The organism is Amycolatopsis sp. EV170708-02-1, from assembly GCF_022479115.1.
Taxonomy (GTDB): Bacteria; Actinomycetota; Actinomycetes; order Mycobacteriales; family Pseudonocardiaceae; genus Amycolatopsis.
Genome location: NZ_CP092497.1, coordinates 4,781,754 through 4,795,939, shown reverse-complemented (window position 1 = coordinate 4,795,939; position 14,186 = coordinate 4,781,754). Strand labels below are relative to the sequence as shown.

General features: G+C 69.8%; 17 protein-coding genes. 11 read left to right on the top strand and 6 right to left on the bottom strand.

Features of this window, described 5'->3' with window-relative positions; genetic code table 11:
- The first annotated feature begins 7 nt into the window (after positions 1 to 7).
- Positions 8 to 691 (top strand): phosphate signaling complex protein PhoU, encoded by a 684-nt coding sequence (gene phoU, locus MJQ72_RS21820; protein ID WP_240601195.1) that lies wholly within the window; start codon positions 8 to 10, stop codon positions 689 to 691.
- Between the two features lie 13 nt (positions 692 to 704).
- Here phoU and MJQ72_RS21815 read toward each other — a convergent pair whose 3' ends face one another.
- Together MJQ72_RS21815 and MJQ72_RS21810 are read right to left on the bottom strand one after the other, a co-directional pair.
- The gene (locus MJQ72_RS21815) at positions 705 to 2,504 is read right to left on the bottom strand and encodes an APC family permease (RefSeq protein ID WP_240601194.1); all 1,800 of its coding nucleotides are present in this window, start codon (positions 2,502 to 2,504) and stop codon (positions 705 to 707) included.
- Positions 2,501 to 2,905, bottom strand: coding sequence for a hypothetical protein (locus tag MJQ72_RS21810; RefSeq protein WP_240601193.1), 405 nt, complete (start codon positions 2,903 to 2,905; stop codon positions 2,501 to 2,503). Before MJQ72_RS21810 ends, MJQ72_RS21815 begins: the two co-directional genes overlap by 4 nt.
- Before the next feature lie 182 nt (positions 2,906 to 3,087).
- On the opposite strand from MJQ72_RS21810, the gene MJQ72_RS21805 reads away from it, so the two are divergent.
- Positions 3,088 to 3,849, top strand: coding sequence for an ABC transporter ATP-binding protein (locus MJQ72_RS21805; protein WP_240601192.1), 762 nt, complete (start codon positions 3,088 to 3,090; stop codon positions 3,847 to 3,849).
- Between the two features lie 10 nt (positions 3,850 to 3,859).
- On the top strand, positions 3,860 to 4,621 hold the full coding sequence (locus MJQ72_RS21800; RefSeq protein ID WP_315860892.1) for an ABC transporter permease: 762 nt from the start codon (positions 3,860 to 3,862) through the stop codon (positions 4,619 to 4,621).
- A gap of 18 nt (positions 4,622 to 4,639) precedes the next feature.
- Here the strand turns inward: MJQ72_RS21800 and MJQ72_RS21795 are convergent, their stop codons facing one another.
- Both MJQ72_RS21795 and MJQ72_RS21790 read right to left on the bottom strand, forming a co-directional pair.
- Positions 4,640 to 4,870, bottom strand: a complete 231-nt coding sequence (locus tag MJQ72_RS21795; protein WP_240601191.1) for a hypothetical protein — start codon at positions 4,868 to 4,870, stop codon at positions 4,640 to 4,642.
- Positions 4,871 to 4,910: 40 nt separating this feature from the next.
- Positions 4,911 to 5,798 carry an alpha/beta fold hydrolase gene (locus tag MJQ72_RS21790; protein ID WP_240601190.1) on the bottom strand — a complete coding sequence of 296 codons (888 nt, stop codon included), beginning with the start codon at positions 5,796 to 5,798 and terminating at the stop codon, positions 4,911 to 4,913.
- 96 nt (positions 5,799 to 5,894) lie between these two features.
- On the opposite strand from MJQ72_RS21790, the gene MJQ72_RS21785 reads away from it, so the two are divergent.
- Positions 5,895 to 6,425, top strand: coding sequence for a CGNR zinc finger domain-containing protein (locus tag MJQ72_RS21785; RefSeq protein ID WP_240601189.1), 531 nt, complete (start codon positions 5,895 to 5,897; stop codon positions 6,423 to 6,425).
- Positions 6,426 to 6,430: 5 nt separating this feature from the next.
- Here the strand turns inward: MJQ72_RS21785 and MJQ72_RS21780 are convergent, their stop codons facing one another.
- Entirely contained in the window at positions 6,431 to 7,207 is a 777-nt protein-coding gene (locus MJQ72_RS21780) for a hypothetical protein (protein WP_240601188.1), read from the bottom strand.
- Between the two features lie 96 nt (positions 7,208 to 7,303).
- On the opposite strand from MJQ72_RS21780, the gene MJQ72_RS21775 reads away from it, so the two are divergent.
- Positions 7,304 to 7,861, top strand: a complete 558-nt coding sequence (locus MJQ72_RS21775; protein WP_240601187.1) for an SMI1/KNR4 family protein — start codon at positions 7,304 to 7,306, stop codon at positions 7,859 to 7,861.
- Between the two features lie 30 nt (positions 7,862 to 7,891).
- On the opposite strand, the gene MJQ72_RS21770 is transcribed toward MJQ72_RS21775, so the two are convergent.
- Positions 7,892 to 8,749 (bottom strand): NAD(P)H-binding protein, encoded by an 858-nt coding sequence (locus MJQ72_RS21770; protein WP_240601186.1) that lies wholly within the window; start codon positions 8,747 to 8,749, stop codon positions 7,892 to 7,894.
- A gap of 112 nt (positions 8,750 to 8,861) precedes the next feature.
- Between MJQ72_RS21770 and MJQ72_RS21765 the strand changes: the two genes are divergently transcribed.
- From MJQ72_RS21765 to MJQ72_RS21740, 6 genes are all read left to right on the top strand, one after another.
- Positions 8,862 to 9,461, top strand: coding sequence for a TetR/AcrR family transcriptional regulator (locus MJQ72_RS21765; protein WP_240601185.1), 600 nt, complete (start codon positions 8,862 to 8,864; stop codon positions 9,459 to 9,461).
- 349 nt (positions 9,462 to 9,810) lie between these two features.
- Positions 9,811 to 10,818, top strand: coding sequence for an LLM class flavin-dependent oxidoreductase (locus MJQ72_RS21760; RefSeq protein WP_240601184.1), 1,008 nt, complete (start codon positions 9,811 to 9,813; stop codon positions 10,816 to 10,818).
- Positions 10,819 to 10,830: 12 nt separating this feature from the next.
- Complete coding sequence (locus MJQ72_RS21755) at positions 10,831 to 11,268, top strand: nuclear transport factor 2 family protein (protein ID WP_240601183.1); 438 nt, start codon at positions 10,831 to 10,833, stop codon at positions 11,266 to 11,268.
- A gap of 14 nt (positions 11,269 to 11,282) precedes the next feature.
- Complete coding sequence (locus MJQ72_RS21750; RefSeq protein WP_240601182.1) at positions 11,283 to 12,083, top strand: alpha/beta fold hydrolase; 801 nt, start codon at positions 11,283 to 11,285, stop codon at positions 12,081 to 12,083.
- Positions 12,080 to 13,018, top strand: coding sequence for a DUF1028 domain-containing protein (locus MJQ72_RS21745; RefSeq protein ID WP_240601181.1), 939 nt, complete (start codon positions 12,080 to 12,082; stop codon positions 13,016 to 13,018). The genes MJQ72_RS21750 and MJQ72_RS21745 overlap by 4 nt, the downstream gene beginning before the upstream one ends.
- Positions 13,015 to 14,160, top strand: coding sequence for a M20 family metallopeptidase (locus tag MJQ72_RS21740; RefSeq protein WP_240601180.1), 1,146 nt, complete (start codon positions 13,015 to 13,017; stop codon positions 14,158 to 14,160). Before MJQ72_RS21745 ends, MJQ72_RS21740 begins: the two co-directional genes overlap by 4 nt.
- The last annotated feature ends 26 nt before the right edge of the window (positions 14,161 to 14,186 follow it).

Genomic DNA, 14,186 nt, shown 5'->3' with positions numbered 1-14,186 from the left:
CGGGTGCATGCGCACCTCGTACCACGAACAACTCGATCGGCTCGTCGCCCGGCTGCTGCGGACGTCGCGGTTGGTCGCCGGCATGATGGACCGGGCCGGAACGGCCTTGGTCGAAGCCGACGGCGGGCTGGCGCGCGAGGTCATCGCCGACGGCGAGACCCTGGACCGGGCCAAGGCCGAGGCGGAGGGGCACGCACACGCGATCTTGGCGTTGCAGTCGCCGGTGGCGACCGATCTGCGGGTCGTGCTGGCGGCGATCCACGCCGTCGGCGAGCTCGACCGGATGGGACGGCTGGCGATTCACGTCGCCGAGGCCGTCGAGCGCAGGTACCCGGCCCGGGTGGTGCCGCAGGTCCTCGTGCCTCGGTTCGTCGAAATGGGCCGCATCGCGGTGTGGCTCGCGGTGATGGCCGGGCAGGCTGTCCAGAGCCGTGACGCGGTACTCGCGCGGACGCTCATCAGTGTCGACGACGACATGGACGACCTGCACCGGACGATCTTCACCGTGATCGACTACCAGGACTGGGCCTACGGCACCACGAAGGCGGTCGACGCGGCCTTGTTGAGCCGGTACTACGAACGGTTCGCCGATCACGCGGTCTCGCTGGCCAAACAGACCACGTTCGTCGTCACCGGCCGTCCTCAATGGACGGACGCGGTGCCCGCGCAGGGTGGCGCGCGCATCGCCTGATCCGGACGAGGCGTCACCGGGCGGTCAACCGGAAACGCATCCGGCAGACGACGGCGTCCGAGCGGCGGCGCAGGGCACGGGCGAGCACGCCGCCGCGCTGGTTCTGCAGGATCCGCTGCCACCAATGTTCGGGCTCGACCTCGGCGATCAGCACGAAGACGTGCCGGTCGCCGACCGTGCGGAGGTGTTCCACCAGCGGCTCGCCGAGGCGGCGTCGTTCGTCGTGGAGCTGGACCAGCGTCACTTCGGGGTGCCACTTCTCCCAGTCCGTGACGAAGTCCCGCGCCGCCTGTTCGTCGTCGGGGTGGATCACGTGCACCGCCTCGACGTGGTCGCCGAGCGACAGTGCGGCGGCGAGGGCGTCACGGGTCAGGCGGGAGACGGTGTGGACGGGGACGACGACGAGTGACCGGTGCGGTCGCGGGGGAGCGGGCGTCAGGCCGAGTTCGAGCCGCTCGCCGATCCGGCGGTAGCTGCGTTCCACCCATTCCATGGCCGCCACGAGCAGTGGCAGCGCGACGACGATCAGCCAGCCGCCTTCGCCGAACTTGGTCGTCGTCACCACGATCGCCGCGGCTCCGGTGAGCAGCGCGCCGAAGCCGTTGAGCGTGGCCTTGCCGCGCCAGCCGGGCGGGCGGTTCCGCCGCCAGTGCCGGACCATCCCGATCTGGGAGAGGGTGAACCCGACGAACACCCCGATCGCGAACAGCGGGACCAAGGTGTTCATGTCGCCGTCGGTGATGACGAGCAGCAGGGCCGCGGTGACGGCGAGGAAACCGACGCCGTAGCGGTACACCTGGCGTTCCGCGCGCAGGGCGAACACATGCGGCAGTTTGTTGTGCTTGGCGAGCAGCTGGGCCAGCACGGGCAGCCCGCCGAAGGACGTGTTCGCGGCCAAGGCGAGCAGTACCACGGTCGAGAACTGCACGAGGTAGAAACCGAAGCCGTCGCCCAGCGCCGCGGTCGTCACCTGCGAGAGCACGGTGACGCCCTCCACCGGGTGGATGGCGAATTTCCCGATCAGCACGGCGATCCCGAGGAGCATGACACCGAGCAGGCCGCCCAGCGCGATCTCCGCGTGTTGCGCGCGCCGTACGCGAGGCTTGCGGAACGACGGTACGGCGTTGGCGATCGCCTCGACTCCGGTCAGCGCCGCGCAACCGTTCGCGAAAGCCTTGAGCAGCAACAGAATGCCGACCGTCTGCAGGTTCTGAGCGTGGTCCGGCGCGACGACCGCCGCGGCCGGGCCGGAACGGAACAGGCCGGCGACGATCACGGTCAGGATGGCGCCGACGTAGATCACGGTGGGCACGACGAACACCCGCGCGCTCTCGGCGATACCGCGCAGGTTCACGCCGGTGACCAACGCCAGCACGCCGAGGCACAGCCACAGCGTGTACGGCAGGAGCCCGGGAAACGCCGACGTCAGCGCGGCGACCCCGGCGGCCACCGACACCGCGACGTTGAGCACGTAGTCGACGATCAGCGATGCCGCCGCCACCAGCGAGGCCCGGCGCCCGAGGTAGGTCCGGCTGACCCCGTAGGCGCCGCCGCCATCGGGGAACGCGGCGATCACCTGACGGTAGGACAGCGTCAGCACACCCAGCAGGACCGCGATCGCGAGTGTGACCGGCACCGTGAAGCCCAGCCCCGCACCGCCGGCGACGGCCAGCACGATGACGATGGCCTCGGGTCCGTAGGCGACCGAGGCCATCGCGTCCAAGGAGAGCGCGGCGAGCCCGCCGACGACGGAAAGGCGATGGCGTTCGGAGCGGTCGGTACCGCTTTCGGGGCGGGTGAGTGTCGTGGTCACGCAGTCAGCGTGGGGTTCCGCCGGTCTTCGGTTCGTGGGCGTTGACGGGTTCTTGACACCGAATCGGGTGAACCCGATGCCACCCTGATGTCCCGCGACAAGAACGCGAAACCGGTGGCGCCCAAGGCATTGAGCGCGAACACGAGAGCTTCGCGCCCGGACGGATGTCCCAGGATCAGCCAAGAGTGCAGGATCCAGCAGACCGCGGCGGTGGCGAAGGCGGCTCGTGCGGTGCCGAGCAGGGCGACGGCATCGATCACCGCGACCATGAGCACCACGGAAACGAGCGGCTGGGGCGAGCCGTCGCCCGCCCGTGCGAGGAAAGCCGCGGCGAGGGCGCCGGCGAAACCCAGGGGACAGCTGATCAATGTGGAGACCGGGAACCGGCGTGCGGTACGCATCCCGATAGCCGAGCCGGTCGTGTCCGCCGGCTGAAGAGCCGCTTACGGCCTTCGCATGCCGAACGGCCCTGTCTTGACGTCACCACTACGCCCGGCGTCCCAGGTGCTTGCGCATCCGGTAGTCAGCGCTACTATGTACCGGTAGTCAGTGATGCTGAGTAGTAGGAAAGGGGGACGGCCTGATGGCGACACAAGCTCAGGCGATCCGGGTGCGAGGCCTGGAGAAGTCGTACAAGACGCTGCATGTGCTGCGGGGCGTGGATTTCGACGTGGAAAGGGGCGGTATCTTCGCGCTCCTCGGGTCGAACGGGGCGGGTAAGACCACGGTCGTGCGGATCCTGTCCACGTTGCTCAAGGCGGACGCGGGGACGGCGACCGTCGACGGCCTGGACGTCACCACGCATCCGGCGAGCGTGCGGGAGGTCATCAGCCTCACCGGTCAGTTCGCCGCCGTCGACGAGATCCTCAGCGGACGCGAGAACCTGGTGCTCGTCGCCCGGCTGAGACATCTGAAGCGGCCGGGCAAGATCGCCGACGACCTGCTGGAGCGGTTCTCGCTGACCGGCGCGGGCGCGCGGAAGGTCTCGACGTATTCGGGCGGGATGCGCAGGCGACTGGACATCGCCATGAGCCTCATCGGGAATCCGCCGGTGATCTTCCTCGACGAGCCGACCACCGGGCTCGACCCCGAGGCGCGGATCGAGGTGTGGGCCGCGGTGAAGGAACTCGCCGCCCGCGGTACGACCGTGCTGCTGACGACGCAGTATCTGGACGAGGCCGAGCAGCTCGCCGACCGGATCGCGATCCTCCACAAAGGACGGATCATCGTGAACGGCACGCTCGCCGAGCTCAAGCGGCTGCTCCCGCCGGCCAAGGTCGAATACGTCGAGAAACAGCCGTCGCTCGAGGACGTCTTCCTCGCCGTCGTCGGCGCGGACAAGTAGGGGGAACACCGTGAACAAGCACTTCTTCGGCGACACCACCGTCCTTTTGGGGCGATCGGTGAAGCACGTGACGCGCAGCATGGACACCATCGTCACGACCGCGATGATGCCGGTCGCCATGATGCTCATGTTCGTCTACGTGTTCGGCGGCGCGATCGATACCGGAACGGATTCCTATGTGAACTATCTGCTGCCCGGCATCCTGCTGATCACGGTCGCGTCGGGTGTCGCCTACACCGCGCTGAGGCTCTTCACCGACATGAAGAGCGGGATCTTCGAGCGCTTCCAATCCCTGCCGATCGCGCGCTCGGGCGTGCTGTGGGCACACGTGCTGACCTCGCTCGTCGCCAACCTGGTCTCACTCGTGATCGTCATCGGGGTGGCCCTCGTCATGGGCTTCCGTTCGGGAGCGGGGCTGGGGACGTGGCTCGCGGTGGCGGGCATCCTGCTCCTGTTCACGCTGGCGCTGACCTGGCTGGCGGTGATCCCCGGGCTCTCGGCGAAATCCGTGGACGGTGCGGGCGCGTTCTCCTACCCCCTCATCTTCCTGCCGTTCCTCAGTTCGGCGTTCGTGCCGACCGCGACCATGCCCGGCCCCGTGCGAGCCTTCGCGGAACACCAGCCGGTGACCTCGATCGTGAACGCGCTCCGGGCCCTGCTCGCCGGCCAGCCGGTCGGCACCGATATCTGGACGGCCCTCGCCTGGTGCGCCGGTCTTCTGGCCGTCGCGTACTTGTTCGCCACGATCACCTACCGGCGCAAGATCGCCTGATCCGGGGCGGAACGGTGCTCAGTCGTCCGGGCCGCGCAAGGTCAGGACGACGCGGAGCACGTGTTCCACCGCGGCGGGGAACACGGCTCCGCGTAGTTCGCCCCGGCTCGCGAGGGTGAGCCCGGCGAAGTCCAGCATCCGCTCCTCGCCGAGCCGCCGGACGGTCAGCGTCGCCACTTCCTCGAGGTCGAGGTCGGGATGGTCCATGCGGGTCAGCGCGAATTCGATGAGCAGTTGCTCGTCCGTCATTCCGCACCTCCGCCTCACCTCGAGGATACGGCGGCCGCTCTCAGCGCAGGACGCGGCCGAGGAAGTCCCGGATGAGGGCGGCGATCTCCGGGCCGTGCGTCTCGAGGGCGAAGTGACCGGCGTCGAGGAGGTGCAGTTCGGCGTCGGGCAGGTCGCGGAGGAAGGCGCGGGCCCCGTCGGGACCGAAGATCTCGTCGTGCTCGCCCCAGGTGATCAGCGTCGGCGGCCGGTGCTCGCGGAAGTACTCCTGGAAGGCCGGGTAGACGTCGAGGTTGAACTGGTAGTCCCAGAACAACTGCAGTTGCACCTCCTTGTTCCCGGGGCGGTCGAGCAGGGCCTGGTCGAGGGTCCAGGTGTCCGGGGAGAGCCGGTCCAGCCGGTCGGCGGGGACGCCGTGGGTGTACTGCCAGCGGGTCGCCGCGGGCTCCAGGAGTTCGCGCACGGCTTCCTCGTGGGTTTCGCGGTCCTTGGCGTGTGCGAACAGGATGTCCCAGAACGGCGTGAAACCGTCGACGTAGGCGTTGCCGGATTGCACCAGCAGCGCGCTGACCCGCTCCGGGTGTCTGCTCGCGATGCGGAGACCGATGGGCGCGCCGTAATCCTGGATGTAGAGGGCGAAGCGGTCCAGGCCGAGCGCGTCGAGGAGTCCGAGGGTGATCGCGGTCAGGTTCTCGAACGAATAGTCGAACCGGTCGACGGGCGGGGCGTCGGAGTGGCCGAAGCCGACGTGGTCGGGGGCGATGACGTGATAGCGATCGGCCAGCGCGGGGATCAGTGTGTGGAACATCCGCGACGACGTGGGGAAACCGTGCAGCAGCACCACCGTCGGCGCGGTGGGGTCGCCTGCTTCCCGGTAGAAGACGCTCCGGCCGTCGATGGTCGCGGTGCGGTGAAGAACCTCGCCGGCGGACCGGGTGGCTTCGGACATGGCAGGTGCTCCTTGGTCTAACCGTCTAAATGCTTTTGACAGGTTAGAGCCAAGCATGCGGCAACCTAACCTGTCAACCGGCTGACGGAGGGTAGAATGGTTCTCGTGCTGCAACGTCCTCTGTCCGGTGAGCCCCTCGCCCTCGATCTGCTGAACACCACATGGCCCGATCGTGGTGAGCGGCGTGACGTTTTCGACGAGCCCGGGGGAGTCGCCGCCTGGCTGGCCGAGCGAGGTCTGCCGGATATACCAGGGGCGGAGGAACCGTTGCGCCACACGCGTTCCGTCCTGCGCGAGGTGCTCGAAAGCCCCGGTGCCTCCGCCGAACGTGCGCTGAACGAGGTGCTGGCGCGCGGGCGGTTACGGCCGGAACTGCGGGAGGGCGGCGCCGAAGAGGTGATCGAGGTCGACGACGCGGCCTGGCGGCCCGCATGGCTCGCGGCGTACGGCTACTTGGGCCTGCTTCGCACTCGTCCGGACCGGATCAAGCGGTGTTCGGCGTACCCGGTGTGCACGCTGTATTTCGAGGACACGACGCGGAACGGCGCCAGGCTGTGGTGTTCCATGGAAACCTGCGGCAACCGGGCGAAAGCCGCTCGCCACTATCGCCGCGAACGGTCGTCGTAGCGGTCTTACCGCCGGAACCAGCTCCGCCGCTTCACGGGGTTTTCCTGCCGCAGTCCCAGGCTTCCGGTCAGGAAGAAGGTCCCGGCCACGATGTTGCCGGGCGCGGGTGGCCGTTCGAGCTCGGTGGCCGCGATGGCGACGTCGAGTTCGATCGCCGCGATGGTGCGGACCCGGATCCGGTGGAATGCCGTGCCGGTGACGGTGTTCACCGGAGTTCCGGTCTCGACGACCTCGCCGGCGAACAGCGCGTGGGCGGAGGGCGTCCAGCCGGGTGCGGCGTCTTCGGGCGAGAAGGTTCCGGACGGGATGAAGTGGTCGGCGGCGAATTCCAGCTCACCGTCCTGCGAGGCCGAGTACGCGTCGGCGTCGGCGTGCACGGTGACTTCTTCGGCCAGCGCCGCCAGCACCAGCGAGCCGGACTCCAGCCGCCCGCCGGAGTGGGCGAGGACCGCCCGGTCTTCCAGTTCGACCGCGATGGGGCAGATCAGCTCTCCGCCGACACCGTCCAGGAGGTCGAGCATCGCGGTCTCGTCGTCGACGAGGCGAACGTCGCCCACGGGCACCGCGGGCGCCGCGCCTGCCAGGCACGGCAGCAGGAATTCGATCTCACCGCGGTGGGTCTGCGCGACCAACCGGGCACCGGACGGATCGGTCCAGACGTGCTCGCTGATCTTCCTGGTGATAGGCCGGGCGGTGCCCGCGCTGATCAGGGAAACCACCCGCTCCCCGAACTCTTCCTGACTCGCGACGGCGATCCCGATCGCCTCGAAGTGGCTGGACACGCGGCTACCCCCTGATTCCGTGATCCGCCGGAGAGTACTGGCCGGGCCGGATCGAGGGCATCCGGATTTGCCCGTGCGTGGTGAATACTGGCCGCCATGAACCAGACCGCCCGTGAGTTCGCACGGTTGCGAGGCATCATCGAGCGCGAATTGCCCGACGCCGCACCGTTCTTGCCCGGCGCCTCCGAACACGAACTCGACCGGCTGGCCACCGAGACCGGGCTCGTCCTCCCGGCCGAACTGCGTGACCTCCTGAGCGTGTCGGCGGGCCAGGACGATCCCGGCGAACTGAACGGCCCGCTCAACTTCCATCATTTCCTGACCGTCGACGAGATCATCGGGATGCACCGGATGCTCACCGACGTGGTCGGCGACATGGCCGAACCCGTCGAGCAACCCGCGTGTCTCCGGTGGACGGTGTGGTCGGAGTCCTGGTTGCCGTTCCTCGCGTTCCAGGGCGATTGCTACTTCCTGGACCTGGCTCCCGGCGAACTTGGCACCCTCGGGCAGGTCGTGTGCCGCCCCAACGTGCCGGACCTCGGCGAGCCGGTCGCGCCGTCGCTCTCCGCGTTCCTCGCCCGTGCTGCGGACCTCGTCGAAGCAGGGCACGTCAAGGTCGAAGAAAGCACGCTCGTCGTTCCCGATCTTTACTGACCGGACGGCCCGTGCCGGATCCGGATAGGCTCATGAGACGGCGATGTCGGCTGCGAGCCGGTCGGCGACGGTGCGGGGCTCGCGGCCGAGGAGTTCGGCCAGTGCCGGGCCGGTTTCGGCGAAGTGGCTGGCGCGGGCGGCCTGGTACCAGGTGAGGATGAGCCGGGCCGTCTGCTCCGGGACGCCGGCCTCGATCTGATCGGCGATCCACTGTTCGTCGCCGACGACGACGCGCTCGATGGTGCGACCGGTGAGGTCGGAGGCGATCTTGGCGAGATCGTCGAAAGTGACGGCGGTCGGCGCCGTGAGGTCGACCGGGCCGTCGAAGGAGCGGTCACCGGCGAGGATGGCCGCGGTGGCTTCGGCGATGTCGGTGCGGTCGGTGTACGGGATGGGGCCGTCTTCCGGTTGGGCGATCTCGCCGGTCCGCTGCCACGGTCCGAGAACCTGAGCGAGTGGACCGTAGGCGCCGTTGCGCAGCGCGGTCCAGGCGACTCCGGAGTCGTCGAGGATCGCCTCGGTGGCGATGTGGAAGTCCGAAGGCCGGTACGGGTTGCCGGGGACGGCACCCTGTTGGCTCGTGTAGAGGATCCGCTGGGCGCTGGCCGCGACGGCGGCTTCGATGGCAGTGCGGTGCAGGCCGACCAGGTCGGCGGCCGGGTCGTTCCCGGACACCAGCAGGACCTGCTCGGCACCGGCGAAGGAGTCGCGCAGCGCGGCCGGGTCGTCGTAGGACCCCTGCCGCACGCGCACGCCGCGGTCTGCGAAGTGCCGCGCCTTGGCGGTGTCGCGGACGCTGACGGCGATCCGTCCGGCGGGTATGCGCTTGAGGAGGTGCTCGACGGTGGCGCCGCCGAGCCCGCCGGTGGCGCCGGTGACAACGATCATGCTCTCGGCCTCTTCCTGTGGGCGAGTAAGTTGACCACGGTGGTCAGTTTCTCTTCCGCCGACGACAGTAGGTAAGCTGACCGGCGGAGTCAACTTACGACGACGAGAGACGGTGAGAGCCTTGGCCGGTGGGGCGCCTTCGGAATCCCGGCTGCGCGCCGACGCCAGGCGCAATTCCGAGCAGATCCGCTCTGCCGCGATCGACGCCTTCCAGGGGCGGGGCCTGACGGTGCCGCTGGAGGAGGTCGCCAAGGCGGCGGGGGTGAGCAAGGCCACGATCTTCAACCGGTTCGGCGGGCGGATCGGCCTCATCGACGCCGTCATCGAAGAGGTCGTCGCGACCGAGCTGTTCGCCGTCATCGACCACAGCCGGACCCTCGGCGACATCGGTGAGCGGATCGCCTACTACCTCACCGCGATCCGCGACCTCCAATACCGCCAGCCCGCCGTCAACGACGTCCTGTTGCGGACATATCCGCATTCGGGGCGGCTCATGGAGATCTGCCGGGTCGGCGGCGAGGCCAACGAAGAGCTCGTCGCGGCGGCGCGGGCCGCCCGTGCGCTGCGGCCTGAGTTCACCGCGGCCGATCTCCACGCACTCGTCGTCGACAACGCCCTCGCCCTCAAATACGGCGAGCTGCCCGCCCGGGAAGACTACGACCGCCGCACCGCTTATCTCCTGGACGGAATCCGCGGACGGTCGTCCACATAGGACACTTGTGGGGTCTGTCGTCACCCGAGCCGCACAAGTATCAGCAGCCACAGCGGTCGCGAGTGAAGGACCCCTTCCCTCGTCTCGGCCGAGGAAACTCGACCTTCACGTACTCCGGGCGGGCCCAAGGCGCCGGCACCCAGCCGAGGCCACGAGTGGACCACCCTGAACGGATCCCTGACCCAAAGTGTCCCTTGTGGACAGTAGCGAAGGTCGAAACGGCGCGTGTAGTGCACCGCGCACAGGAACCCGCTCCAGGGTTCGTCGCCGTGCCCGAAGAGCGGGCACCGACCCGTTCGTAACGTCGAGGGCACCATCCTGATCCCGTCCGCACGACAGGAGCCCGTCGATGACCCACTCCGTTCGCAGCCGGCTGGGAGTGCTGCTCGGCAGCACCACGCCACCGGAACAGATCGGCAAGCAGGCCGCGGCGGCGGAAGCCGCCGGCTTCGGGGAGATGTGGCTCCCGGAGGACTACTTCTTCCTCGGTGGCGTGGCGGGGGCCGCGCTCGCGCTCGGTGCCACGTCGCGGATCCCGGTCGGCATCGGCGTCGTGTCCTCGGTCGTCCGCCATCCCGCGTTGCTGGCCATGGAGATCGGCACCCTCGCCCGCGCGTACCCCGGCAGGCTGATCCCCGGGATCGGGCACGGCGTCCCCGCCTGGACCGCGCAGATGGGCCTGACTCAACGATCGCCGATGAGCGCCCTGCGCGAAACCCTCACCGGTGTCCGGGCGCTGCTGAGCGGAGAGACGGTCGACGACGAGGGCCGGTTCGCCACCTTCGACGGAGTCGCCCTCACGCATCCCGTCCCCGAGCCGGTGCCGTTGTTCACCGGGGTGCTCGGCGACAAGGGCCTCGATCTGACGGGGAAGCTCGCCGACGGTCTGCTCGTCAGCGCCCTCGCGCCGGTCGAGTACGTGCGGACGGCGCGGCGCAAGCTCGACGCCGCCGCCCTGGCGGCCGGACGCGACGAGCGCATCACGATCAGCGTTCTCGCCGCGGCCAACGTCACACGGGACCCGGGACAGGTGGCCACGACACGTGAGGCGCTCAAGGCGGTCCTCGCTTTCTACCTCGCCGCGACAGGTCCCGGCCCGCTGTTCGCCGCGGTCGGCGCCAACGAGGTGCTGGCGGACATGCTTTCCCGTGGCGGTCCCGAAGTGGTCGCGGCGGAGATGCCGGACGACTGGCTCGACGTCTTCGGCATCGTGGGCGGCCAGGACGCCGCGCGGGCGCGGATCGGGGAGTACCTCGACGCGGGCGCGGACAACGTCGCGATCGCGACCGTCGTCGCGGACGGAGCGGAAGAGACCCTCGCCGCCGTCGGCGAGCTGACCGGCGAATTCACCCACTGAAAGGGAATCACCATGAGCAGTGACCTCGAGCGGATCCTCGCGGTGCACCAGGGCTGGTATGAGGCGAACGTGGGCCTCGTCGCCGACCGGATGACGGCGTACTTCCCGGAAGGCGACGGCTACCACCAGTTCAACCTCAACGGCCACACCTACCACGGTGTGCTGGACAAACATCGCCTGTGGGTCAACGCGGCGAAGATCGGGCTGGACATCACCGCGATCAAGGACACGGTCGGGCCGGACGTCCGGATCTTCGGTGACGTCGCGCTGCTCACCGCCGAAGGGGTCGCGGACGTCGTGGCGCCGGGGCAGTCCGGCGCGGTGCCGACCCCGTTCCGTACCACCGAGTTCTTCCGCCGTGACGACGGCAAGGGCGAGCCGGACTGGCGGATCTGGCATATGCACGTCAGCGTCCAGGATCCGCAGATGCCCAAGTACGGGACGGAATAATGGGCCTGGACCGCGTGAGCATCGCGGGACGGACCGGCCGGTTGTCGGTGCTGCGCACCACCGGCGACCGGCCCGGCGCCCCGCTCGTGCTCATCCACCCCATCAACTCCGCGGCCGTGGTCTGGGCGGATGTCGCCGCCCGGCTCGACCGGCCGGTCGTGGCGCTGGATCTGCGTGGCCACGGGGAATCCGGGCAGGCCGGCCCGTTCACCGTCGAGGAGGGCTACGTCCCGGACGTGCTGGCCGTTCTCGACGGTCTCGGGCTGGACCAGGTTCATCTCGCCGGCGGTTCTCTCGGCGGCACGATCTCCGTCGCGCTGGCCGCGCTGCACCCACGACGGGTTCTCGGCATCACCACCTTCGGCTCGACACTGGGCACCGGTGTGCCGTCCGACGCGATCCGCGCGATGGTGACCGAACTCGAAACCAAGGGAACCGCCGGGTATTTCGCCGATCTGGTGCCCGGCATCGTCGGGCGGGCACACCGGGACTCGGGCCGGATCGGCGCGGTGATGGCGGAGGCGGTCGGCGTCCGGCCGGAAGGAGTGGTCGCCGAAATCCTTTACGGGGCCTTCGGTGCCGACATCCGGCATCTGGCGGGCAAGGTCGCCGCCGCCGGGATCCCGGTGCTGGCGGTGGCGGGCACCGAGGACCCGACCTGCCCGCCCGCGATGTCGCGCGAACTGGCCGAGTCCACCGGCGGCATCGCGAGGGAGCTGGAGGGAGCCGGTCATCTGCCGATGCTCGAGGAGCCCGACCAGGTGGTGGACCTTCTCCGGAAACACATCGCGAGAGCCGAGGAAGGCGTGTCGTGACCTACTCGATCGTCGCGCGCGATCCCGCCACCGGTCAGCTCGGTGTCGGCGCGCAGACCCATTTCTTCGGTGTCGGCACGTTGCTGCCGTGGGCGGAGCCGGGGGTCGGCGCGGTGGCGACCCAGGCCTTCGTCAACGTCGATTTCGGGCCGCGCGGCCTGGAACTGCTGCGGGCGGGGGTGCCCGCACCGTCCACTGTGGATCTATTGGTGGCCGGGGACCCGGATTCCGGTTACCGCCAGCTGGGTGTCGTCGACGCGCGGGGCTCGGTCGGCATGCACACCGGCGAGTCCTGTGCGCCACAGGCCGCCTCCGCCCGTGGCCGACAAGTGGCGGTGCAGGGGAACATGCTGGCCACTCCCGAGGTGTGCCAGGCCGCGCTCTCCGCCTTCGAGTCCGCCGGCGGGGAACTCGCGGATCGTCTCCTCGCCGGTCTTCAAGCCGCGGAGGGCGCCGGGGGAGACGTGAGAGGTTCGCAGTCGGCCGCGTTGCTGGTGGTGTCGGGCAGGCGCGGCCCGGCACCGTGGAACGAGGTGGTCACCGACCTGCGCGTCGACGACCATCCCGACCCGCTCGCCGAGTTGTCGAGGCTGTTGCCCCGTTCGCGGGCGTTCGGCGCCGTCGGCGGCGTGATGTTCACCCGTGGGCTCACGCTCGGGGCGTTCGAGGGAGTCGAACCGGACGAGCTGGACGAACACCTGGGTGCCCTCGCGTCGGCGGCCGAGGTGATCGGGCCGGACAACCGCGAAGCCGACTTCTGGCGCGCGGTGCTGCTCGCCCGCGCCGGACGGAGCCGCGAGGCCGCCGACCTCTTCGCCGATGTCGTCGCCTTCCGGCCCGCCCTGCTGCGGTTCGCGCAGGGGCTGGCCCCGCTCGGCTTTCTCGACGACGAAGCGCTCGCCGCGATCACTGTGCACGTCGGGGAGCGGGCGTGAACGCCGCGGCCGCCGTCCGTGCCGACCGGGTCACCGGGCTGGCGGCGGAACTGATCCGGTGCGACACCCGGAACCCGCCCGGCGGAGAACGACCTGTGATCGAACCGCTCTCGGCGGTCCTGCGCGAACTGGGCGCCGACGTCGAGATCTTCGAGCCCGAGACGGGCCGCCCGTCCGTGCTGGCCCGCGTCGGGTCCGGGGGCAGCCCCACGCTGCTGGTCAACGGCCACGTGGACGTCGTCCCCGTGTCGGACGCGGACTGGTCGGTGCCCCCGTTCGGCGGGCTGGTGCGGGACGGCCTGCTCTACGGCCGCGGCGCCTGCGACATGAAGGGCGGGATCGCCGCCGCGATCGAAGGGCTGCGCGCCTGCCGGGACGCCGGCGTCGTGCCACCGGCGGACCTCGTCTTCCATTTCGTGGCCGACGAGGAGACCGGCGGCCGGGCCGGGACCGAGGCCCTGGTCGCCGCCGGGCTCGTGCGCGCCGACGCCGCCGTCGTCCCCGAACCGAGCGAATTGCAGGTCGGAGTGGCCGAGCGGGGATCGCTGATGGTGGAGATCTCGGTGCGCGGCCGGGCGGCGCACGGCAGCGACCCGGCCGCCGGGCATTCCGCGGTCGCCGACGCGGCGCGGATCGTGTCCGCGCTCCACCTCGCCGACTTCGGCGACGACGCCCATCCGTTCCTGGGCACGCCCACCTGCAACGTCGGGACGATCGCCGGTGGCACCGCGGCCAATATCGTCGCCGCCGAGTGCCGGTTGCGGGTCGACAGGCGTGTGTTGCCGGGCCACACCCGGGAGCAGGCCCTCGCGAGTCTGACCCGGTTGATCGACGCCGCCGGCGATTTCGACTATGAAACGCACGTCGTCGCGTTCGCCGAGGGATCCGAGCTGGACGCCGGGCACCCGTTCGTCGCCGAGGTCCGGCGGGCCGCGCGGGACGCGCCGGTCCGCGGGCTGAAGCTCGGCACGGATGCCCGTTTCCTCCGCAACCGGCTGGGAATGCCCGCCGTGGTGTACGGGCCGGGGTCGATGACCGTCGCCCACACCGCCGACGAGCACGTGCCGATCCGCGAACTGGTCACCGCCGCACGCACGTTCGCCAGGCTGTACGCGACCTTCCGGGGTGTCACGGCCTCGTGAGCAGCCACGACGGCGGTTAGGGTGCC